This window comes from Paenactinomyces guangxiensis (assembly GCF_016055185.1).
In the GTDB taxonomy this organism is placed as follows: Bacteria; Bacillota; Bacilli; order Thermoactinomycetales; family Thermoactinomycetaceae; genus Paenactinomyces; species Paenactinomyces guangxiensis.
Map to the genome: position 1 here is coordinate 69,646 of NZ_JAECVR010000008.1, position 24,101 is coordinate 93,746.

Consider the following 24,101-nt stretch of genomic DNA (forward strand, 5'->3'; position numbering starts at 1 on the left):
CTTCTAAGTTTCTATAAAGATCTGCTTGATTTACGGTAATTTGACGGAGAACTGCCTGTCATGCGTTTAAAAATATTGCTGAAATAAGCCAAATCAGAATATCCCAGGCGCTCGGCAATCTCCGACATCCTGAGAGAAGTCGCCGTAAGCAGTCTTTTTGCCTCTTCTATTCGCTGTTCCGTGACATAATCAACAAAGTTTTTGTTTAGATGTTGTTTAAACAGTTGACTGAGATAACTGGGGTTCACATGCAACTGTTTGGCTGTTTCCGCCAGTGTGATTTCCCTTAGCGGCGTCTCCTTGATATACTGAAGAACCCTTTCAATCGTTGAAGGCGGAAATGATTCATTATCTATTTTGGAATTTTCCTCCTTTTCCGCCCGGCTTCGTTTTTTCTTCCATTGTTCAAGGCATTGTTTCAAATCGGAGTCCTGCACAGGCTTCAACAGGTAATCGGTTACACCCAAACGCAGCGCCTCCTGTACAAACGGAAAATCATCATAGCCGCTGATAATAATGATATCATTTTGTTCATTTTCTTCACGCAACTGCTTAATAAACACAAGGCCATCCATCAGCGGCATGCGGATATCTGTCAGTATGAGATCCGCCTGATTTTGTTTCATCCAATCCAATGCTTCCAGACCGTTCTCACATTCATGGGCGATTTGAAACGAGGGAAATAATTTCTTGATGGAATATCGGAGAGCCGTGCGAACCCATCTTTCATCATCCACCAACAAGATGCTGTTCATAGTCCTCCTCCTTCGATTTTGCCATCGGCATCTTGATCATTATTTCCGTTCCCGTTCCCGGCTTACTTTGAATCCCCACACCAAACTTTGAACCGAATAAATGGATAATTCTTCTGTGTACATTTGCGATTCCGATATTGGGGCCTCCACCGGCCGTTTCTGTTCGATTCAGATTCCGGCGAACCGATTGCAATGTTTCCGCTGACATGCCGGTCCCCGTATCCTTAATTAGTATCACAAATGAAGAATCTGAACTTCGGGCCACCGAAATGGTAATCTTCACTTTTTCAGCGGCAGAACCAATTCCGTGTTTGAAACAATTCTCAACAAAGGGTTGCAATGAAAATTTCAACACTTGCATCTCTGTTGCCCAGTCAGGAATATCAAACCGGTATTCAAAGCGATCCCCAAAACGATATTTTTGTATTTGCAGATACATTTCACAGAACCTGAGCTCTTCCCGCAAGGCTACCGTAGGCGAATCATGTTTGAGATTATACCGGAGCAGTTGCCCCAGGGAAGAAGCCATCATGGAAAGATCCTCCATGTCCCTCTCCAGAGCCATCCCCCTCATTGTTTCCAAAGAGTTATAAAGAAAGTGAGGATTGATTTGCGATTGTAAAACCTTTAATTCCATCTCCTTTTGCCGCAAACACATTTCCGTTTCCCGCAATCTGGCAAAATAAACTTCCTCCAGCAATCTTGACAGCTTTTCCACCATTTTGTTAAATCCGGCCGACAGCTGCCCGATTTCATCTTTTGTTTCCACCTTCACCCGGCGGGACAGGTTCCCAATCTCAACATTTTTCATAAATGCCTGCAGACGTTTAATCGGCCGCACAAGACTCGTCGCAAACCCGTAACCCAGCACATAAGCAAGCACAAGAGAAATGGCTACCGTCCAGGTAAGCGTCTTGCCAATCTGCATGATGCCCGTGGTCATATCGCTGTACGGAGTTGAGGTAAAAAATCTCCACCCCAGATCTGGGGAAAAGGTATAAGTAAAAAACTCCTCTTTTTCATTTTTTAACAAGAAGGTTCCGCTTTCTTTGGCATCCGTTGGCATCAGGTGTGTAAATTCCGCTTTTTCGCCTAATTTTTCAGGGTCCGGATGATAGACATAATGGCCGTTTGAATCCAGAATGAAGAAGTATCCGTTCCTGCTGACTGATACTTTATCAGACATTTCTTCAATGCGTTTAAAGTTAATATCGATAACCAATATCCCAACCGGCTGTAACGTATCCGGACTATACAGGCGCCTTACCATGGAAATCACGGGCTCTTCTTTATTTTTCAGCTTGATCGTCCGGCTTACCAGCATCGGCAGACCGTTTTTCGGAACGGAAGGGTACCAGTACTCGTCCCGCAATTTTTCAGCCGGATAATAGTTTCTTGCACCCAGCGTATCCACTACCTGATTGTTGTCCAGCAAAACAGTGATGTTGGAAATATCGGCCCGCGAAAATTTCACATTTTTCAGCATGGACAAGACAGATTTTCGCATTGCATCAGCTTCGGTGGTATGGAAATTTTTGATCTTGAGAAAAGCGATCATTTCCGGAGAGTTAGTAATCTTTAAGTTTGTGATCTCAAAATCCCGCAAATAGTATTCGATATGAGTTTCAACCTGTTGGATCACCTGCAGGCTGAATCGCTTCGTTTCTTCCTCCAGTTCCACAGAAGACTGATAGTATGCGATGACGGCAACAACCAAAATCGGAAAAATAACCAGGAAGGTGGAAAAAACAAATAGCTTTACCATTAAGGGCCGGTTTCGTACCAGGATTAATATGTGAATATACTCTGTTAACTTTTCCCAAAGAGCTTTCATGGTTGTGCCCGCCTCAACTGAAATTAGATATGGATATCGCTATACTATTTCTTTAGGCTGTGGGGGACCCCTCCAAGAAAAAGATTCCAAAAGGCAATCCCGGAGAAGCGCTGACTGCTTCTCCAGGAATGATCTCACTGTTTTCGCGCTTTTTCGACATCTTCCATAATGTCCTTAAATTCAGCGCTGTATTTTTGAACTACTGGCTTTACCGCTTCTTGCCATGGTTTAAAATCTGTCACTTCAGTAATGGTTACTCCCGCTCCTCTTAATTTTTGTTCAGACTCTTTTTCCCATTTATCCCATGCTTCCCGTTGGGTTTTTACGGAGTCAAGAGCCGCCTGTTTAATGATTTTTTGATCTTCCGGGGAAAGCTTATCCCAGGTCACCTTGCTGATCAAAAGAACCTCGGGAGTGCGTTGATGTTTGTCCAACAGAATGTGCTTGGCTGCCTGGTAATGATTGGAGGAGTAATAGCTGGGGAAGTTATTTTCCGCACCGTCAATCACACCGGTTTGAAGGCCGCTGAATACTTCACCGTACGGCATAGGAGTCGCACTTGCGCCAAGGGCGGTAACCAGGTCGATATTTAATTTGCTTTGCTGAACGCGAATTTTCATCCCCTTCAAATCGGCCATGCTCTTTAAGGGTTTACGGGAGTAAAAGCTGCGGGCTCCGGAACTGTAGTATGCGAGCCCTTTCATTCTCGACTTTTCCAAACTGTTCAGCATCTTCTCTCCCGAATCACTTTCCAGGAACCTCCACAGATGCTCGTCATTTTCAAAAATATACGGCAGTCCCAGGACAGAAAACTGGTTGTTAAATTCTGCAAGAGGATTGGCATTGGTCCGGGCAAAGTCAATCGCTCCCAGTTGGATCTGTTCAAGCACAGCCTTTTCTTCCCCCAGTTGTCCGGACGGGAACACTTCAATCTTAATGCGTCCATTCGTGCGTTCATTTACTAGCTCCGCGAACTTTTTATCGCCAATCACAGTCGGATAGTCAGGGGGATGATTGTCTGCCAAACGGAATGTATACGTCGCTCCTCCCGACTTTGCACCACCACCGGAGCCTGTATCCTTTCCGCAGCCGGCCAATACAGTCCCGGCCAGAAACAGCGCGGCAATCGCTCCCACAAGAAATCTCTTCTTTTTCATCTTGAACACCTCACATTAATTTGATTTCGTTGTACTCAAGCTTTATCCGGCCACCAGCTTCGGCAGCCACATCACCACCTCGGGGAAATAAGTAATGATCAGCAACACGACCAGCATGGCGTAAAAAAACGGCAGCATTGCCTTTGTTCCTTGCTGGATTGAGACTTTTCCAATTGCACATCCGACAAATAATACGGTACCTACCGGTGGTGTGAGCAAACCAATCCCAGCATTCAAAATTAAGATGATGCCAAAATGGACAGGGTCCATCCCAAATTTGGTGACAACCGGAAGGAGGATGGGGGTCATGATCAGGATCATGGGCGCCATATCCATCGGTGCACCCAGCAGCAACAGCAACACGTTGATGATGAGCAAAACAATCAGCGGATTATCTGATATATTCAGGAAGAGATCTGTTACCATCCCGGGAATTTGCAGATAAGCCAATACCCAGCCGAACGCAGCGGAAGCGGAAATCAAGAAGAAAACCATCGCAACGGTTCGTAACGTCCTTTTTAAAATGGGCCACATTCTTGAAATGGGTGCTTCCCGGTAGAAAACAAACGCCAGAATAAAGGAGTATAAACAAGCCAGCGCTCCTGATTCTGTTGCGGTAAACCAACCCGAGATAATCCCTCCAAGGATGATAACCGCCGGTGTGAGCGACAAAAATCCATGCAGGAGAATCCCCAGTACTTCACTGCGGGGCACGGGGTCCCCTTTCGCATAACCCCGTTTTCTGGCGATCATGTATCCTGTCACAAGCAAGGAAGCCAGCAGAATCAGTGCGGGTACGATCCCGGCCATGAACAGGCTGGCTATAGAAACTCCTCCCGCAGCCAGTGAGTACAGCACCAGGTTATGGCTGGGGGGCATGACTACGCCCTGAATCGCTGATGAAATGGTTACACCCACTGAAAAATCGGCATCATACCCTTTCTTTTTCATCATCGGTATCATCACGGAACCGACAGAAGAAGCATCCGCTACTGCCGAACCGGATATATTGCCGAAGAACATACAGGCGACACTGTTTACCATCGCAAGACCGCCGCGAATTCTGCCCACAAACAGATTGGCCAGATTAACCAGTCGAAGGGCCAAGCCTCCCTCACTCATGATTTGTCCTGTCAGTATAAAAAAAGGAATAGCCAGGAGTGAAAATGAGTTCATTCCCTGAACCATTTGCTGCCCGATGACTGACAGAGGGATCTCCAGGTAGAGGATGGTGAAAATGGATGATGCCGCTAATGCCAATGCAATAGGAAACCTCAGCAGAACGAATAGTACGAAACTGACAACCAGAATGATGATGGCAATCGTGTTGTTGTCCAAATCATTTTCCCTCCTCCAGATTCTGATGTCGGGTTGTATTGACTCCAAAAATATGCAAGGCTGCGTAGCTGCAGATCATAACACCAGTAACCGGCATGACCAGATATCCGACACTGCTCGGCAATTTGGTTGCAGGCAATGTAGATTCCGCCATCAGCATAGTGAAGTCCCACCCTTGAACGACCAGGTAAAGACCAAAGGCAAAAATGCTGATACTGATCACCTTGTCAAGCACCTTGTTTACCGGCCGGGGAAGACGGCTTGTGATAGAGTCGATCCCCATATGAATGTTCTCGCGAAAGCCGATGGCAATTCCCATAAATGCAAACCATCCCAGCAATAGCAGCGTCACTTCTTCTGACCAGAAAAATACAAAATTGAACAGCTTTCTCGTGAATACTTGGGTCGTTACGATTAAAACCAGCAAAAGAAGGGACAATAATGCAATGCTTTCAAATATTGAATCAATAAATAGAGCCGTTTTTTTCAAATATTTCACTGCACTCCCTCCTTAGGAGTAAGCGTTTTCATCTAACATTTTACGAATATTTCACCTCTGTTTGCAGTAGAGTGATTTTAGGGATATTTGTGATTTTTTTAGGTTTAAGCAGTATTCTTTATAAAATAGCATTGAATAACAAACAGATATGGCCGTTCGCTCTTCCGTAAAAGAAAAGATGACTGGAGTTCCCTCTGACGGGATCTCAGTCATCTTTCAATTTCCCCGGTCAATAGCGTGAAAAAGGGTTACAGCCCTCTTTTACAGCTTATTTTCCTTCCAGTATAAACGTTTTCCTGAAGTCGCTGCTCTGAACGGTTAATTCCACCCGACCCGGCCGGATAAATTGAATTGTCTGTTTCCGGGGATTAAAAAGGGCGATCGCTCTTTGGGACTGACCACGATTCACATCAGTTTCACTGATCACAAGTCCTTGAGAGCCACTGTAAAGAACAGTTGCCGGGTAGTCAAGCGGAAAGGTCCATCCGGCCGCCTGAACTCCGGTAAGTGGAACCTTTTCTTCTTTCCCGACCGAATAGGTCTCTTTTTCAAGCGTGATGTCTGACAATATGGGGCGAATATCAGCCACCATCTGTGGGCGTCTGCGATTGGGCCCTGATTGGACTCCGAAGACGGCATAGCTGTAAAAACCACCTTCATCTTTTGCTCCATACAATTGTTTGCCCACGGGTCCGATGACGGCATATGGGATGCCATCTAATTGATCCCAATGATTAACATGGGCATGGGCCCCGATCATGGATGCGGGTTTACCGCTTTCCTCACTGAATTGTGTTAACCACTTTTGCAGCAGTTCACCCTCTTTGCTGTCACTGAACTGTGAGTTTTTGGCCGGATTGGGATCCTGTACGGGATGGTGTCCCAGCAGAACAAGCTGCTGAACCTGGTCATCCGTTTTGCTCTGTTCCAGCAATTGCTTTAATTTGAACCATTGCTCCGTGTCGCTGACCCGAAGCCCTCCTAAGGAGGTGTTCACTAAAATAAAATGGGTTCCTTTGTGTACAAAACTATGGAAAGCAGCATTGGATCCAAAAGCTTTGATGAAGTTGTCGATATTCCCTGAACCATACGTTTCATGGTTGCCGGGTGTGACATAGTAGGGGACTTTGAGATGTTTTTCAATAATTTCTTTGACAAAAGCATAATTCTCTGGTGTGTCCATATCGACGAGATCACCGTTAAAAATAACAAAGTCTACTTTCTCATCAGAAATTTCCTGAAGTGCCTGAACCAGATTTTTTACATCTTTGCTTTCCGGATTGGTACTGACGACATGCATATCATTGAAAACTGCATATTTCCACATGGACCCCGGAATCGCCCGGTTCTGCAAAACCATGGGATGACGGACAGGCTTTTGTTTTTTCGGCAGATCCAGCTTTTCCGTGACATGGATCTTTACATCATCAAACAAAATATAACCGGTATCCTGACGTTTAGCGTCCGGTTCAACCAGGTAGATCTGGTTGAGTTGAATCGGATACTGGACCCCTGACGGAACCGTTGCCTCAACGTATTTCCAACCTTTCCAATCCACTTTAGCCGCGAGGTCGAGCGTATGGTATACTCCTGCCGCATCTTTAATGCGGGTCCGCAGCCAGTGACCGTTTCCGTGATCTCCATAGACGTGAACCCCGATTTTTTTCACATCCCCCGGCAAAACCATCAGTCCTCCCGGTGGAAGAGCGTAAACAGCACGTGTCCGTGTTGAACGGGTAAAATCATAATCGAGCCGGATCACTTTTCCGTTGCGTTCGGGCGAATCAACATAAGAGAGTTTTCCAACCGTTTCTGCGGGAGCTTTGGAGAAAGTCCAGGGGTTCGTAGTATTCTCAAAGGTTTCTATCACTTTTTCTTCAAGCCCGACCGTAACTCCCGCCTGCACTGTTAAGTCACCTACTCTGGCCGTCAGCAGAGTGGCTCCTTTGTCCACTTTAGGGATTACACTCAGAGAACCGTCTTCATTTTCTTTTAGTTCAATCACCTGTTGATCGTAGGTAAATTGAATATCTCGGGGTTCAATAAAGGTTCGGTATCCGTTTTTATCTTTGCCTGTGACAAGAAAGCGGCTTGTTTTCCCCTTTTCCAAGCCAATCTGTTTTGGTTCGATAAATAGTGAGACTGGCTTGCCCAGCACATGGATGGGTGTGTTCGATTTAATCGCCAGCACCCCGGCTTCTACCTTTCCTTTACCAGGATGTTTCGCTTTTAAAACAGATCCGTCAAAATAGCCCAGGCTGGCTGGCCGTGCTTTCCAATGAATTTTTTTCGGGTCCAGCTTCAGTGGCGCATAAGCTGTATCGTAGGCATTTGCCCGGAAAGTACGGGACAGGCCGGAAAAAACACGGTGAGAGTAGCTTTCCAGTTTCATCCCTTTTAAAACCCCTGTTTTCTTATCATTCCATATGCCGACTCCGTTCGGGACAGGCCGTTCCGCTCCATCTGAAGGCGTGTTGATCACTTGCAACCCCTCAACTCCTTGCCGGCGGGCAATCATCGTGCTTGAACCTCCGCCATCCAGATTAAGGGCTGTCCAAGCTCCTTGTTCCTTCATCCAATGTGCCAGCTCCAGCAAAGTCATCCCGCGGCTGTCCTTGGAACGCCCGTCAACAGTGGCCAAAATCATTTTCTTTCCGTCTTTGCTAAATCCAACCGCCGTTCGCGGATGGAGGGGACCATTGTCGCTCGTCACCACTTTCCCCTCTTTCACCAGCAAAGCTCCTCCGCCGACGGCAAAACTAAGTTTCTGGTAATCCGGGTTTGTTTTTATTTCTACTTTGACTTCCAATCCCGGCTGAAGCTGTTTCAAAAATAAACCCGCTTTTCCTTTTCCGCTGAGCAAAGTCTGGCTTTCCGTCAGCGGCCGGCTATAGACACTGCTCTCAAAAGTTTGGCTTACCTTGCCATTCTCGAGAAGGACCTCAACAAAGTCATTTCCTGTGCCGATCAGATGTTGGCGGGATGCTTCCCCCCATTCGGCAGTATATACCCCCAGTTGGTCCCCGCCCAGAGAAGGAGAGTTGAGCAAGTTAAAGGAATGGGATTTGTCACCCGCAGTTATTGTTCCTTGCAGCAGCAGCTGGCTGATTTGTCCCAGCCGGTCTTTGGTCACGGATGCGGTCAAGCTATTTCCGCTCTTTCGCACCTTCCCTGATTGTACTTCTGCTCCCAGCGCCGCTTGCGTATTTCCAATATCGAAAAAATCCCCGTTTACACCGGCGATTGCTCCGGCATCTTGCATTTGTCTGCTCAACGGAGCCGAATTAGCAACTTTTCCAGCTGTGAGCAAATCGGTATGTACCGTTGGCTCCGAAAGGCTGACAGTCAAAGAAGCTCCTTCAATCCAGCCACGAGTATCAAAACGCTTAAATTGTGTCAGTGAAATCCCTGTTCCAATCTGCTCTTCTTCACTCTCCTCGTGGATCACTTCAGCAGTTTGCTGAACGCCGGCCTTTAGCGACCCCTCTTCTTTTTGCAGGCTGAGGAGTTCGCCCGATTCATGAATTGGCGGTTCCTGTGCCCAGGTGAAGCCCGGTGTAAGAATCATAAGCAGAGTTAACCAGAATAGCAGACCTTTTTTTAAGCTGTTCATTGTGTAGCCCCCCTCACTTAGTTCTACATCATTAAAAGCAAAAAATATTAATTTCACATAATACTATTATAAAATATTTTTAAATAATTAAAAATATCTGGTTAAGATCTTCCTGATTGGAGAGGGACGATTTATAATCTTCCCACATTTTATAGAATAATGCGGTTTTCTATCCATTTATCAATTTGTTCTTCATCTGCTCGCAGCCATTCTTGTAAAATTTCTCTTGTATGTTGTCCAACTTTTACCGGAGAGGGAGAGTCTTCGTCCCGGATCTTCTGTTTTCTCTCAAGAAAATGCGGATGCCATTCCCACTCTCCCGCTTCGATGACAGGTGTTAAACAACAGTCTGCTTTCAAGCCAAATTCAAGCCACTCTTCCCACGTCCTGCTTTGGAAAAGTTGGCAGAGCTCTAAATACACGGGATTTGAGTCTGTCTGCGGGGTCATCTGAGCCGGAATCCATTGCGACCGGTCTACTGCATGGCAGAAATGAGTCCAGAACTTGGGTTCCAATGCCGCAAGAGCCACAGTACGTTCATCCTTTGTTCCATAGAGTCCGTAGGAAATCATTCCTCCAGCCAATAACACGGGGCCATGTTTGTTTCCGGTTTCATTATAAATAGCAGCATGAGTCCCCATCAGCCGAACCATTTCCTCCAGGATGGAAATGTCCAGATATCCCCCCCTCTTCTTGATTCCTCTTTGCACTAATGCAGCCAAAATCGTTTCAGAAGCGGAGATCCCTCCAACCATATCGGCAAGGAGAATGGTGGGATGAATAAGACTCCCTTTTTGGTCCCTCAACTGTGCGAGTGCTCCACTCAGAGCCATGAAGTTGAGATCATGGCTGGCTTGCCGGCTCATCAGGCCGTTTTGCCCATACCCGCTTAAGGAAGCATAGATGACAATCGGATTGACCCTGGATACCTCTTGATAGCTTAACCCCAACCGTTCCATCACTCCGGGGCGGAAGCTTTCAATCAGGACATCGCAATGCCTGGCCAAGTTTAGGGCGATCTGTTTTCCTTCTTCCGTTTTCAAATTGAGTGCAATGCTTTTTTTGTTGCGATTATTCGCCAGATAAAGAAGTCCGACCCCGTCCTTCATCTCGCCCATATACCGGGCAGGTTCACCCTTCAAGGGCTCTATCTTGATCACTTCAGCTCCCCGGTCCGCCAGCCTCATACTGGCAAAAGGACCGGGAAGAGTTTGTGTAAAATCGATGATGCGAACCCCTTCAAGCATCGCTCTCCCCCTCCCGGTGATTACAATCGCTCAATAATCGCAGCTGTAGACATCCCATATCCAATACAAATCGTAAGCAGACCATAACGGCCTTGAATGCGCTCCAGTTCATGGAGCAGCGTGGTCATCAGCTTTGCTCCTGTGGCACCCAGAGGATGTCCGAGAGCAATCGCCCCGCCGTTGACATTTACCTTGCTCAAATCGGCATCCAACTCTTTCTGCCATGCCAGTACAACCGGGGCAAACGCTTCATTAATCTCCACCCGATCCATCTCCTCCAGGGACAAACCAGCTTTTTGCAGAACTTTTTTTGTGGCCGGGATCACTCCGTCCAGCATCAAAGTAGGATCAGATCCTACCACCACTTGCTGTAAAATGCGTGCGCGGGGGCGAATTCCCAACGCTTCAGCCTTTTTCCTTTCCATCAGCAAAACCGCTGCCGCTCCGTCGCTCATCTGGCTTGAATTGCCCGCAGTGATCCGTCCGTTTTCCTTAAATACAGGTGGCAGAGCAGCCAGTTTGTCCAGGGAAGTATCAGATCTCGGACCTTCATCCCGGGTCACCAACATTTCGTTCCCGTCGCCATCGTGTCCGGTAAAGGGCATAACCTCCTGATCAAATCGTTGCTCTTGCAGCGCTAGCATTGCCCTGCGATGGCTTTCCAGCGAGTAGGCATCCATCTCCTCCCTTGTGATCCCGTACTTTTCAGCAATCCGTTCGGCAGAAATTCCCTGATGCACAAATTCAAATTGTTGTTCCAATGCGGGCGGAATAGTGGAATCATCCCCATCACTGCCAATAGGAACCTGTGTCATACTTTCCACACCCGCACCAATCGCTATATCCATATCACCGGAGCGGATTTCCTGGCTGGCGAAATGGATTGCTTGCTGCCCCGAGCCACACATGCGGTTGATCTGCACGGCCGGAACCTCTACCGGAAATCCGGCACGAAGAGCGGACAACCGTCCGATGTTATATCCTTGTTCCCTGATGGGAGTCACACATCCCATCACAATATCCTCTACTTCCTTTTTCTCAATGCCGGCCCGTCGCACCACTTCATCCAGAACTGCACTTGCCATCTCCACTGGATGAATCCGGCGGAAAACCCCTTTTCTCTTACCAACCGCCGTCCGCACTGCACCTACAATCACTGCCTCACGCATTCGATTTCCCCCTCCTCAATCATCGCCTGCCCTCATCATAAAAACCTTTGCCTTTTTTCTCCCAAATGTCCGCTTCAACAAATTTATGCAATGCTTGCGGGGTTTGTATGATGAATAATTATCATTTGAGCTTCCTTTTTCTTGAGTGAACATTCATTCATAACTTGTGCGTTCATGCCATCAGGTGTTTGGCGATAATCCCTTTCATCACTTCGGTCGTTCCTGCATAGATACTTGTTACCATGATATCCCGAAAACGCCGGGCAATCGGATACTCTTCGATATAGCCGTACCCGCCGTGAAGTTGCTGACACTTCGCTGCAGTCCGTTTGGCCATCTCTGTGATCCACCATTTGGCCATGGAAACCTTCTTCTCAATCGCTTTCCCTGCTATATGTTCTTCAATGGCAGAATCGACAAACGTTCTTCCCAATTGGATCTCAGTTGCCATTTCTGCCAATTGAAATTGTGTGTGTTGGAAACGGCTGAGCGGTTGGCCGAATGCTTGGCGCGTCTGCACGTACTCCAGTGTCATGCGAAACATCTCCTCAGCTGCCACCTGTGCAGAGATCGCGACCACCAGTCTCTCTTGCTGCAGCTTTTGCATCAGATAAGTAAACCCTTTTCCTTCCTCCCCTAACAAGTTGCTTTTAGGAACACGGCAATCCTCAAAGAACAGCTCCGCCGTATCCTGGCAGTGCAAGCCGATTTTATCCAGTTTTTTCCCACGGGAAAAACCGGGGGCATTCTCTTCGACAACGAGCAAACTCACCCCTTTGTGTACAGGATTTGCATATGGATCTGTTTTGCAAGCCACTATCACCAGATCAGCATGAATCCCGTTGCTGATAAACGTTTTTTGCCCATTTAGAATGTAGTCATCCCCGTCAAGGACAGCGGTTGTTTGAATCGCCGCCAAATCGGACCCTGCACCCGGTTCTGTCATCGCGACGGCAGTAATGAGATCCCCGGTGATACATTTCGGGAGCCAGCGTTTTTTCTGCTCTTCCGTTCCATAACTTTGGATATAAGGGACGACAATATCATTATGCAAACCAACTCCTAACAGCCCGGAAGCCACCCGTTCCAGCTCTTCGATCATCACCACCGAATAAACAAAATCAGCACTGAGGCCGCCATAACGCACATGAACTCCGGGACAAAGATATCCGTTAGCCCCCAGTTTTCTCCAGAAGGCACGGGGAATCAAACGGTCTTTTTCCCACTGGTCGATAAACGGAGCCGCTTCTTTTTGCAGAAAGCGGCGAAACGATTGGCGAAAAATATGATGTTCCGGCTTTAAGTAACGGCTGCTCACAAAAGTTCCCTCTCCCATCATAGCGGTTAGAATGAGTAGGTAAGGCAAGTTATTTAAAATCTACATATTCCGAATTATTTTATTAAAACTTGTTTTACTTATTCACCAATACACCCCTATTTCCCTGCTGACTTCACCTCTTTCGTATAGAATGACTATTCCGATAAAATAAGAAACCCGCCATTCAATGGCGAGAGTTTCAAGAGCAATTAACTGACGTTTTTGTTCAAGTCCCTTTTAAGAATTAAATATCTTTTCATCTCGTTCACAAAGTAAAACAGAGCTGCCCGGGTTTCAAATTCCTGCCGATTAGCCGGAAGAGGAGATTCCCGAAACTTTTTTCTCATTTCCTCCAGTTCTTCCAAATAAATATTGGCAGTGTTTCCAGGATGTATGGCCTGAGCAACCTGATCCAAAAAATCAGCGATCACCTGTCCCTGGCGGCAACGAACGTCCAACGACGATGCAATCGGCATAATTCGCTCCAGGATTTCAAACTGCCGTTCCCTCATCTCAAAATAATCAAGGTAGTTTGTCCCTCTATCATGGGGGTGATTTTCAATATCCCTCAAAGCAAGATCTTTTGCTTGTTTTAGCAATTCAGCCGTTTCAATGATTTCACTTCCATCCCAGTCACTTTCACCCGCGCGAAGGTAAATGGCTATTTCAGATATGATTTTTTTAAAGTTTTGTTCAATCTTCTGCCGGTACTCTTTCAATTCTTTTTCAACATTGGGCATGTAGAGATTAACTAGGAGAGCAAAACCGATCCCGATAAACATCAGAGCTAATTCATTCAAAATAAGAGAGAGATTGACTTGTTTGACTGAATAGAAGTGAAACAGGAAGACCGTACTTGTAATAATCCCCTCTGTTACCTTTAAATAGACATCCAGGGGAATGAGAAACAGTAAAATGATTGCCATCGTCCACGGATGGTATCCTAACAATTGAAAAAAAACCGCCCCGAGTAATATAGCAACGATACAGGCCAAAAGCCTTTCCCACGCACTTTGATAAGAACGTTTCTTCGTTGTCTTGATACACAAAATCGTGATAATTCCTGCTGAAGCATAGAACTGCAAACCCAGCCACTGGGCGACAGCAATAGACAACCCGGTTCCCACCGCCGTTTTAATGGTTCGATACCCGATCCTCATTTTTTTCCCTACTTTAAAATGCTTTATTTTTAAAATGGTTATATTAGATCATTTCTATGCTAACACACCATTAATCATTGATAAATTTGCTTTCGTCATACAGATCCAGACACATCTGCTCGGACCGGAATTTTTTTCATCCAGCCACTGATATTCTGGGAAAATATGGACCGGATTAAAGTAATGCAAGCAGAAAAACTAAAAGCAAATGCAATTTTATCGTTGAAATAGATTGATTCTGTGAAAGCGAGAGTAAATTATGGAATTATCCCCCGGATTATATCACGGCTTTGTCCGTCCCCGATGGTTAACCAAAATATATATTCATGACATGATCCAGCGCCATTTCGATCTTACTGGCAAAGCAGTACTTGATTTTGGATCGGGAACCGGATCATGCAGCTGCATCTGCACGCCAAAACATTATTTGGGAATCGATCCTGATCCCAAGAGAGTGGCATATGCCAGACGGTTGTATCCTGATTACAATTTTGCTGTTTTAGAGGGGTCCAGCTTGCCCGCTTCAGATAAATCGTTCGATTATATTTTAATCGTTGCCGTTTTGCATCATATCCCGCCCGACACATTACCGGCTTATTTACAAGAATTTCATCGGGTACTGAAGCCAACCGGAAAAATCCTGGTCATGGAGCCGTGCTTTCTGAAAAATTCACTGTTTAACAACCGGTTTATGGCTTTTTTTGACAGAGGGAAATATATCCGGTACGAGTCCGGTTACAGAAGCATATTCACTAAACATCATTATCGAATTGAAAAACTGAAAGAATTTAAGAAGATGTTATTTTATAACGAACTCTTTTTTATGGCCATTCCTGAGTAAATCATACATTAGGGGTGGTTTCACTTTTGTTGTGTCCTATCAGTCAGCCGCTTGCAATCATTGCCAACAAAGAAGCCGTATATATGCGATTTCGAGAAGTATGCGGAGATTTCACCATGTGAATGGTCTACATTGCATATTTAAGGAAGGGTTAAACAATTGGAATATCTTTCCAATGAAGCCATTCAGAGATTCACATTAAATGTTCTTTCCCCTAACGCGGGACGTTTACTGTAATCTCCATAAGCATCCCTGTCAATTAACTCCTTCCTTCCGAAAACTTGAAAGCCATGTTTTTTATTTTTTGAAGTGAGTCGTATCTCCATACAACTTGATCACAGGTTTACCGTTTCTCATTTCAATCAAACTTAAACTGGCTCCGTGAATAAATGGTTGATCCCATAAGTTTTTCATGGGCCTGCCTTCAAAATCGGTCAAAAGCAGTTTAGCACAACCGCATGGGAAACAATTAAAATATTCTGGTCCGGGTGTGTATCAACAATGCGGGAGAAAAAGGAAAGGGCCCGCTTTTTAACATCATAAAAGTTTTCTCCTTGCTTTGGTCTATACCGTTCGGGGTTTGCCCAAAATGTTTTAAATTGAACCGGATCAGATTTTTCAATGTCCGACTGAGAATGGCCTTCCCAGGAACCAAGATCTATTTCATACAAGTTTTCGCTCTTGAATAGGGGTATTTCACGATCTCCCCTGATGATTTCCGCAGTTTTAACAGCTCTTGGGCTGGGACTGGTGTAAATAGCGTTCAGATTTTCTTTCCTCAGCAAGATTGAAAGGGACTCCGCTTGTGCAAGACCTAAAGAGGTTAACGGTGAGTCCATCCTTCCCTGCATTTTTTTCAAACGGTTCCGTTTCCCCATGCCTGGTGAGAAATATTTTTGTCATTTCCATGGTTCCTCCTTGGTGAGCCATTCTCTGCCAACGGTTACTTGAATCTCTTCCAGCTTATGTTCTCTTTTGAATAAAAACATAATTGATATTATATTTCAATTAATTTAATCTAGTATAAAGTTATAGATACAGAAAACAACAGGGTGATTGAACCGGTAACGGCTCTGTCTTTTGAAAATTTTACATGGAGGATATCTGATGAGATACGAATTTGACCGGATGATTGATCGTTACCAAACGGCTTCAGAAAAATGGGATGGAGCGGAAAAGATATTTGGTGAACAGAACCTCCTGCCGATGTGGGTGGCAGATATGGATTTCAGGTCGCCCGAGCCCGTAATTGAAGCGATGAAGCAGCGGGTTGAACATGGGGTTTTTGGCTATAATCTAAGGCCGGACTCTTATTATGAGGCGATTAAGGACTGGATGGCGGTAAGGCATAATTGGACGATTCAGCAAGACTGGATCTGTTACAGCCCCGGAGTGATGCCGGCCATCAGCTTGATTATTTCCTATTTTTCCGAACCCGGCGATTCAGTATTGATTGAGCCTCCGGTGTATCCCCCTTTTTCGCAGGTTGTCACCAGACACGGGCGCAAGCTGGTTACCAATCCGCTGCAATATGACAATGGGCGGTATCAGATCAATTTTGCCGACCTGAAAAGAAAGTTGGACAATGGTGTAAAAATCATGCTTCTTTGCAGTCCGCACAATCCGGTAGGGCGTGTCTGGACTAGGCAGGAGCTTACACAGTTGGGAGAGATGTGCCTGGAGAGAAATGTACTCGTCGTTGCTGACGAAATTCACGCCGACCTTGTTTATCAAGGGTCTTCGCATACGCCTTTTTCCTCCATATCAGAAGACTTCGCACAACAATCCATCGTGTGTACAGCCCCCACCAAAACGTTCAATTTGGCCGGGATACAAACGGCAAACATCATCATTCCCAATCCAAAATTACGGGAGAAGTTCAAGTTTGCGATTGAAAATTATTTTTTGCAGTTTAGTAACACGTATGGAATGATCGCAACGGAGAGGGCATATAGAGACGGTGCTGAATGGCTGGATCAATGCCTGAAATATGTGGAGCAAAACCTCCGTTTCCTGACCGCTTATGTAGAAAAACAGATTCCCGAAATAAAAGTGGTACATCCGGAAGGAACTTATCTGGCTTGGCTGGATTGCCGTGAGCTGGGTATGGATGCGAAGACCCTGGAACAGTTCATGCTGAAACAAGCCAACGTGGCATTAGTTGCCGGAGATACGTTTGGACATGAGGGGAAAGGGTTTATGCGGATGAATCTCGCTACCCCGCGTGTTTTGTTGGACGAGGGGCTTCAGAGAATAGGGAGGGCAATTAAAAGCTATAGAGAAAGTAAGGAGTCATTTTAACCTTCTAATAAGGGAACAAAGCGGACCCACTTTGTTCCCTGTCATCCATTTAATTTTCTTTCAATTTTGATCCTCTGACATCAGCCAAAAAGAGGGCGGATGCTCCAATCAGTCCTGTATCCTGCTGCAAACCGGCGGGTACAATCTCTGTCTCCCTGCCAAACTGGCTGCTGGCATGCTGGCGCACCACATGGCGAACCGCGTTAAACAGAGGCTCGCCTACCTGGGAAACACCACCGCCGATCACGATTTTCTCCGGTTCGCAAAAATGAATAAGATTGGTACAGAATCTTCCCAGATACTGAAACGTTTCTTCAATCAACGGTACGATGACGGAATCGCCCAGGGCGTAAAGCTGAAACACTTCTTGCGTGGTCAGCTGTTTATTCATTAAGGCGGATGCTCTTTTGGCAATGGCTGTTCCTGAAGCCAACTCTTCAATCGTCTGCCCGTCGGGAGTCATGGTTGTAAAGCCGACTTCTCCCGCGTTTCCACGTTTTCCCCAGACCACATCTCCGTTGAAAAAGAGTCCCCCTCCAACTCCGGTACTAATCGTCAGATAAATAAAATTCTCATTTTCCTGAGCCGCTCCTACCCATTTTTCAGCCAGAGTTGCCACATTGGCATCGTTTTCAAATAAAACAGGAATTTGAACACGTTCTGCAAAAAACTTTCTGATCGGAAAGCCGTTCCATTTCGGCAAGTTGGGAGGACAAACGATGGTTCCGTTCACCCGGTCAATCGGCCCCGGAGCGCCTATACCTAATCCGGCGATCTCCCCTGCAGAGACCCCTGACTGTTGAATGATCTCCGCTGCCACCTGATAAATTTGTTCACATACCTGATAGGGAGATTTGTCTATATTTGTTTGTAATACTTGTTTTTCCTTTACCTGCCCTTGCTTGTCTACCATCCCGATCGCGATTTTTGTACCGCCGATATCTACTCCGATTGCATAGGATCCCATCTCTGCTCACACCTTATTTTTGTCTGAATGTTACTCTTTAATCATAAAACCTCTGCCTGGGAAGTTTGTCAACCATTGCGCTTATGCCGAATGCACAAATATAATATCCTGGCAATGAATGATTAATTCTCTTAAAAAGAAAAAAGGGGTTGAAAAAATGAGAGTTGTCATCGCTCCCGATTCGTTTAAAGGCTCCATTATGAGTAACCGTGCTGTCCAAATCATAGCCGATGCCATCCGTACTGTTTTTCCTGATGCCGAGACCATTCCTTTCCCAATCGCCGACGGGGGTGAAGGCACTGTCGAAGGACTGATGACAATTTTTCAGGGTAAACGAATCCCGATTATCGCCGATGATCCGCTCAGAAGGCCCATAGAAACATTTTACGGCTGGGTCCAACAGGAACAGCTTGCTATCATTGAAACAGCGGCCGCCTCAGGGCTTCCTCTCCTAACTGAAAAGGAAAGAAACCCGTCTCTCGCTTCAAGCTACGGAACAGGGCAGCTGATTTGTGATGCCTTAGAACGGGGAGCGAAAAAAATTGTCCTCGGCCTTGGGGGAAGTGCCACCGTCGATGCAGGAACCGGAATTTTACAGGCACTGGGAGTACAGTTTATCGATCAAGAAGGCAAAGAGTTACAGACCGGCGAAGACATCCTTGGAAAAGTGGCAGATATCCGTTTATCCGGCTTACATCCACGTCTGCGGGAAGTGGAGTTCATTCTCGCCTCTGATGTGCAAAATCCTCTGCTTGGCCCCGAAGGAGCTGTTTATGTCTTCGGCCCTCAAAAAGGGGTGGGGAAAGATGAACTACAATCTTTTGAAGCAAATATGGCCCATTATGCACGGGTTCTCTGTAACACTGTCAAGCGCGATGAACGGGATACTCCGGGGAGCGGGGCAGCCGGGGGAATTGGCTTTTCCCTTCTTTCCGTCCTTGACGCGCACATCGAGAGCGGATTTGAGCTCATCTCAAGATGGGGAAATTTAGAAGAAAAAATCTCCACTGCTGATCTGGTGATCACCGGGGAAGGAAAATTTGATTTCCAATCTTTATATGGCAAGGTTCCTGTCGGGGTTGCGGAACTGGCGAAAAAATATCAGGTACCTGTTGTTGTTTTTACTGGTAAAGCAGAGGGAGGCCTTATAGACCTCCCTGAACAAGGGATTCATTTAATCTGTCCCATCGTTGATCAGAATATGTCCCTGTCTGAAGCAATGGCGCAGGGAGAAGCATTACTGGAACGGGCCGTAATCCGCTTCTGCAAGTCGCTTCAGATGGCAAGGGAGTTATATATGCCGTCACCCGAATAAACGAATAGCACGATTCCCTTCTGCTTTTGTCATTTCTAGTCTCTCCTTTTTTAAATGGGTATAGATAAAGTAACGTCATTGTATAACGTTTGAAAAACCCTTGCGCGAAAAGGGCGGGGGTTTAAATATTTTCATTTAAAAATAGAACAAGTGCTAATCCCGGGAACGCCCTTAGAAATGTTCTCCAAACAATAATTGTCATCATATCGTGATTGTTTGGCTATCTGCCTTCTATCAATTCTTGTACTCTCCGGTTCAGGTCGGTTCGGGCGGCCTCCAATTTCCTCTGAATATCTTGCCAGTCTTGCCTGTTTTCCCGTATTCGTTTTTCCCGCTCATCCAACATCCTTCTTGCTTCCACAGGACTTGGCCCCCCGGGGCATTTGCGAATCTCAATAAAGGTAAAGGGATCGCAGACTCTTTTTAGTTCCTCCGCTGTAAAGGCAAGATCGTATCCGATAACATCCCTGGCCACCCGGTCAATCATACCGGGAGAAATGTCATCAAGTTCCTTTCCTTCCTGAATGGCCGTTTTCGCTACTCTGCTTGCAATCTGGTGAGCGGTGCGAAAAGAGATCCCTTTTTCGCGGACCATCGCATCCGCCAATTCCGTAATGGTGATATATCCTTCTCTTGCCCTTTGCAACAAATGGTTCCGGTTGACTTCAATCGTTGAGATCACGGCGGACATCAGGTTTAAAACCCTGACGCATTTGTCGATGGACTGGTAAAGATGAGGTTGCAGATCATCTTCGGTATCCACAATGTCACCAAACGGCGTATTGTGAATCATCGTGCAAACCGCCTGGGCATCGGCGATCGCACTGCTGGCGAGCGAGCGTGAGTGCTCCACGGAGACAGGATTTCTCTTTTGCGGCATAATGCTGCTGATTTGCACATAAGGGTCAGCAATGCGAACGGCCGCAAATTCACGGGTACAGAATAACAGAAAATCTTGAATCCACCGTCCCAGATTGGTCATCAGCACAATGATTACCGTTGCCGTCTCCAGCAGATAATCCGCTCCGGCAATTGCATCATACGAATTTTCTACCATTGATGTAAATCCGAGAGATTCCTTTACTTGATCCCGGCAAATATCAAATCCAGTCGTGGTGATTGCCGCGGCCCCCAGAGGACTTTGATTTACATTTTGAAAGGCGGACAACAGCCGCCGGGAATCCCGTTCAAGCACATCGTGCACAGCCATCAGATAATGTCCCAGCGTCGTCGGCTGGGCCGGTTGTGTATGGGTGTAGGCAGGCATCACCGTCTCAAGGTGTTCACTGCTCACTTTCAGCAATATTTCGCGTAAGGTTAACACTTTATCGATAAGATCGAGCAACCGATCGCGAAGAACGATCCGGTACATGGCAACCCCCATATCATTACGGCTGCGGGCAATATGCATATTTCCGGCCAATTCTTTGCCGATCTCTTCCGTCAGTCTCGCCTCCATCATAAAGAACAGGTCTTCATAGCGGGGGTCATATTCTAATTGCTGATAATCACAACAAGCAATCGTTTCCACTGCCTGCAAGATTTTTTTTGCGTCTTCGGCGGGCAAAATTTCTTTTTCACAGAGCATGAGCACATGAGCCCGATGAACCTGAAACATTGCGTGAAACAAATAGTCCCGCTGATCGTTAAATACAGGCTTTAATAGACATTCTACATAGGTCTTGCCCGGAAACGAACTTCCGTCTTTTTTTAACCACTCCTCGCGGATGGTCATCCCAGTACCTCCTTTAAGCAGAACTTATAGCGAATCCTGTGCCTTCACCCCGAAGAAACGGTTAGAAATGTATAAAACTCCTGCGATGAGCAGGATTTGATATACAGCGTATGCAGACGCCTGCCCCAGATTGAACATGCGCAGCTGGTTCATAATTTCAATAGAAATCGGGCGGTTATCAATCGTATATAACAATACAGAGGAAACAAATTCTCCGACAGCGGTCACAAAAGCGAGCAATGTACCGGCCAGAATCCCCGGCATAATCATTGGCAAAATGACGCGCCGGAACGTAGTAAACCAGCGGGCGCCCAGGTTTCGCGCCGCTTCCTCCAGTGAGTCGTCCAGTTGCTCTAAAGCAGCATTGGTTGACCTTACAACAAGCGGGATATGTCGAATAAAATAAGCGAGCGGCAGAATCCAATAGGTCCCTACCAATATCTGGCCGAAGGTAAATGGCGTCGGCACATTAAAGGCAAAGATCAGGTTGATGGCGACAACGGTGGCCGGTAACGACCAGGGAAGCATCACCAGGATATCCAGAACATTTTTGCCTTTAAACTTACGCTTCACCAGCACATAGGAAGTTAAGATTCCGAATAGAAAGTTGCCGGCAGTCGCCAGGGTTGCCATCAACAAACTGTTGCGCACCGGTTCCCATATATGGGGATCCTGCATCAGCAAAATATAGTTTTCCAGGCTAAACTGTGTCGGATAAGTCTGGTAGGTCCATGTTCCTTCCGGCACCAGAGAAAGGATGATCAATGTCATGTGGGGCAACAGCAAAACGATCACCCCAATCATCCCCAGCGTAACCAGAGGCCATTTAATCCAGGGGTTCCGGATCTCCCGCCGGTGGGCACTTACGCCTTTCTCAGAAATCTGGTAATCTCTTCTTCCCTGATACCAGCGCATCCACAGCAGAAACGAGATTGAGATGATCGACAGGATCACAGATTGGGTGGCTGCCATCGCCATGTCTCCATTTACTTTGGAAAAATAGATTTGCAGGCTCAACACGCGAAACCCGCCCGCCAGCATAAACGGAGCCGAAAAAGAAGCCATTGAAGTCATAAAGACGAGCAAAGAAGCCGCAACTAAAGCGGGGGTGAGCAGCGGTAATGTCACACGGCGAAACACGGTCCACTGGCTGGCTCCCAGATTGGTGGCCGCTTCTTCCAGAGATGGATTCATGCCCCGAATAGCTGAAGAGACTGTCATATAAAAATAAACGTACATCGTATAGGCGTGTACCAATAAAATCCCTGAAACTCCCCCCAATTGAAACGGTGCTTCCTTTAGTCCGAAGAGATCCTGGATCGACCGGGTAACCAGACCGGACTCTCCGTATAGAAACATAAACGACATGACTCCCACCAGAGAGGGGAGTACAATTGGCATCATCGCCGCAGTGGCAAAGAAGTTCCGCCCCGGAAATTCAAAGCGGTTAAAAATAAACGCCAGCGGGACTCCGATCAACGCACTGAATATGACACTTAAGACAGAGATATATACACTGTTCCACAATGCTTCCAGATTCGCCAGGCTTTCGGGGCTAAAAAACTGCTTATAATTTTCTAAAGTTAAATCCCCGTTGATCCAAAAGCTTTCCATCAATGTACGGAAGGTTGGATACAACACGTAGGAGAAGAGTACCAGGATCACCGGAATGATCAGCAGCCATGTTAAGGTTTTATCTGCTTGCATCCGAAGACGAAGTGTTTTAAACATCAAGCCGTCCCCCCGGTATGAGCTGGTATCAACCTTAACTGATTTTCCGGCAAGTGAAACCACAACGTTTCTCCTGCACGCAAACTTCCCGCCAGATTTGGCCGATTAACCAGCAGGGCTTGCAGCGTCTGCTGATCGTCCAACCGGGACGTACACTGAAAGGAAATTCCGGTAAACTGGGCCAGTTGCAATTGTACCCGGACCGTGTTGGGACCGGATTCGGAAGCCAGTTGAACCCCTTCAGGGCGAATGGAGAGATACCAGTGGTTTTCTCCTTCCCGCACCGGAAATTTTTCACTTTCCTGGCGAACCCGGAGCGTATAATCCCCGTATTTTACGGTAATATATTCTTCCGTCACCTCCTGGATGGTCACAGGGATCAAGTTGGTCTCTCCGACAAATGAAGCCACAAATGTATTACAAGGCCGGTTATATACCTCGTCCGGCGTTCCCACCTGCTGGCAAACCCCCTGGTTAAAAACGGCAATGCGGTTACTCATCGACAGAGCTTCTACCTGGTCATGCGTGACATAAATGGTGGTAATGCCAAGGGAACGCTGAATCGATAAAATTTCCGCCCGCATTTCATCCCGCAGCCGGGCATCAAGGTTGGAGAGCGGTTCATCCAGCAACAGAATGCGCGGCCGGATGACCAGGGCCCGAGCCAAAGCCACCCGCTGCTGTTGACCTCCGCTCAATTGGGAGATACGCCGTTCCCCATATCCGTCCAGGCGCACCTGCCGGAGCGCATCCCCGACCCGATCACGAATCTCCTTGCGCGGTATTTTACGAACCTCTAATCCGAAAGCAACATTCTCAAAAACAGTCATATGGGGAAAGAGGGCATAGTTTTGGAAAACCATTCCCGTATTGCGCCGGTGCGGCGGGACAAGCGTAACCTCCTGATCATCAAACAAAATTTTGCCTTTCGTGGGATAATAAAAACCGGCGATCATCCGCAAGGTGGTTGTTTTCCCGCAGCCGCTGGGTCCGAGCAAAGTGAAAAACTCCCCTTCTTGAATCTCCAAATCCAATTGTTTGACAGCGACCACTCCATCAAATGTTTTGTTCACTTGTAACAGTTGAACCCGACTCAATCCAATCACTCCATCAGAAGATTC

General features: G+C 46.6%; 18 protein-coding genes. 3 read left to right on the top strand and 15 right to left on the bottom strand.

What is annotated here, in order from left to right:
* Positions 1 to 11: 11 nt before the first annotated feature.
* From I8U27_RS09490 to I8U27_RS09535, 10 genes are all read right to left on the bottom strand, one after another.
* Positions 12 to 755 (bottom strand): response regulator transcription factor, encoded by a 744-nt coding sequence (locus tag I8U27_RS09490; RefSeq protein WP_181751821.1) that lies wholly within the window; start codon positions 753 to 755, stop codon positions 12 to 14.
* A complete protein-coding gene (locus I8U27_RS09495; RefSeq protein WP_181751820.1) occupies positions 730 to 2,589 on the bottom strand; it encodes a sensor histidine kinase in 1,860 nt (619 codons plus the stop codon). Before I8U27_RS09495 ends, I8U27_RS09490 begins: the two co-directional genes overlap by 26 nt.
* A 134-nt stretch (positions 2,590 to 2,723) precedes the next feature.
* A complete protein-coding gene (locus tag I8U27_RS09500) occupies positions 2,724 to 3,746 on the bottom strand; it encodes a TRAP transporter substrate-binding protein (protein WP_181751819.1) in 1,023 nt (340 codons plus the stop codon).
* A gap of 42 nt (positions 3,747 to 3,788) precedes the next feature.
* A complete protein-coding gene (locus tag I8U27_RS09505) occupies positions 3,789 to 5,084 on the bottom strand; it encodes a TRAP transporter large permease (RefSeq protein WP_181751818.1) in 1,296 nt (431 codons plus the stop codon).
* A 1-nt stretch (position 5,085) separates the two neighbouring features.
* Entirely contained in the window at positions 5,086 to 5,583 is a 498-nt protein-coding gene (locus I8U27_RS09510; protein WP_181751817.1) for a TRAP transporter small permease, read from the bottom strand.
* A 268-nt stretch (positions 5,584 to 5,851) separates the two neighbouring features.
* Positions 5,852 to 9,196: a phosphodiester glycosidase family protein gene (locus I8U27_RS09515; RefSeq protein WP_181751816.1), complete on the bottom strand. Its 3,345-nt coding sequence runs from the start codon at positions 9,194 to 9,196 to the stop codon at positions 5,852 to 5,854.
* Between the two features lie 149 nt (positions 9,197 to 9,345).
* Positions 9,346 to 10,443 (bottom strand): CaiB/BaiF CoA transferase family protein, encoded by a 1,098-nt coding sequence (locus tag I8U27_RS09520; RefSeq protein WP_181751815.1) that lies wholly within the window; start codon positions 10,441 to 10,443, stop codon positions 9,346 to 9,348.
* A 20-nt stretch (positions 10,444 to 10,463) separates the two neighbouring features.
* A complete protein-coding gene (locus I8U27_RS09525) occupies positions 10,464 to 11,612 on the bottom strand; it encodes a thiolase family protein (RefSeq protein WP_181751814.1) in 1,149 nt (382 codons plus the stop codon).
* A 172-nt stretch (positions 11,613 to 11,784) separates the two neighbouring features.
* Entirely contained in the window at positions 11,785 to 12,930 is a 1,146-nt protein-coding gene (locus I8U27_RS09530) for an acyl-CoA dehydrogenase family protein (RefSeq protein ID WP_181751813.1), read from the bottom strand.
* 209 nt (positions 12,931 to 13,139) lie between these two features.
* A complete protein-coding gene (locus I8U27_RS09535) occupies positions 13,140 to 14,090 on the bottom strand; it encodes an aromatic acid exporter family protein (protein ID WP_181751812.1) in 951 nt (316 codons plus the stop codon).
* 259 nt (positions 14,091 to 14,349) lie between these two features.
* Here I8U27_RS09535 and I8U27_RS09540 point away from each other — a divergent pair, with 259 nt between their 5' ends.
* Entirely contained in the window at positions 14,350 to 14,931 is a 582-nt protein-coding gene (locus I8U27_RS09540; RefSeq protein ID WP_181751811.1) for a class I SAM-dependent methyltransferase, read from the top strand.
* A 434-nt stretch (positions 14,932 to 15,365) separates the two neighbouring features.
* On the opposite strand, the gene I8U27_RS09545 is transcribed toward I8U27_RS09540, so the two are convergent.
* Positions 15,366 to 15,809: a histidine phosphatase family protein gene (locus I8U27_RS09545; RefSeq protein WP_258567770.1), complete on the bottom strand. Its 444-nt coding sequence runs from the start codon at positions 15,807 to 15,809 to the stop codon at positions 15,366 to 15,368.
* Between the two features lie 229 nt (positions 15,810 to 16,038).
* On the opposite strand from I8U27_RS09545, the gene I8U27_RS09550 reads away from it, so the two are divergent.
* Positions 16,039 to 17,232 (top strand): MalY/PatB family protein, encoded by a 1,194-nt coding sequence (locus I8U27_RS09550; protein WP_181751809.1) that lies wholly within the window; start codon positions 16,039 to 16,041, stop codon positions 17,230 to 17,232.
* 49 nt (positions 17,233 to 17,281) lie between these two features.
* Here I8U27_RS09550 and I8U27_RS09555 read toward each other — a convergent pair whose 3' ends face one another.
* Positions 17,282 to 18,199, bottom strand: coding sequence for an ROK family protein (locus I8U27_RS09555; protein ID WP_181751808.1), 918 nt, complete (start codon positions 18,197 to 18,199; stop codon positions 17,282 to 17,284).
* Between the two features lie 157 nt (positions 18,200 to 18,356).
* Here I8U27_RS09555 and I8U27_RS09560 point away from each other — a divergent pair, with 157 nt between their 5' ends.
* On the top strand, positions 18,357 to 19,514 hold the full coding sequence (locus tag I8U27_RS09560) for a glycerate kinase (RefSeq protein ID WP_181751807.1): 1,158 nt from the start codon (positions 18,357 to 18,359) through the stop codon (positions 19,512 to 19,514).
* A gap of 220 nt (positions 19,515 to 19,734) precedes the next feature.
* On the opposite strand, the gene argH is transcribed toward I8U27_RS09560, so the two are convergent.
* From argH to I8U27_RS09575, 3 genes are read right to left on the bottom strand one after another with little or no spacing between them, the layout of a single operon-like run.
* A complete protein-coding gene (argH, locus tag I8U27_RS09565) occupies positions 19,735 to 21,249 on the bottom strand; it encodes an argininosuccinate lyase (protein WP_181751806.1) in 1,515 nt (504 codons plus the stop codon).
* Between the two features lie 24 nt (positions 21,250 to 21,273).
* Positions 21,274 to 22,980 carry an ABC transporter permease gene (locus tag I8U27_RS09570; RefSeq protein ID WP_232345344.1) on the bottom strand — a complete coding sequence of 569 codons (1,707 nt, stop codon included), beginning with the start codon at positions 22,978 to 22,980 and terminating at the stop codon, positions 21,274 to 21,276.
* The gene (locus tag I8U27_RS09575) at positions 22,980 to 24,077 is read right to left on the bottom strand and encodes an ABC transporter ATP-binding protein (RefSeq protein WP_181751805.1); all 1,098 of its coding nucleotides are present in this window, start codon (positions 24,075 to 24,077) and stop codon (positions 22,980 to 22,982) included. Before I8U27_RS09575 ends, I8U27_RS09570 begins: the two co-directional genes overlap by 1 nt.
* Positions 24,078 to 24,101: the final 24 nt, after the last annotated feature.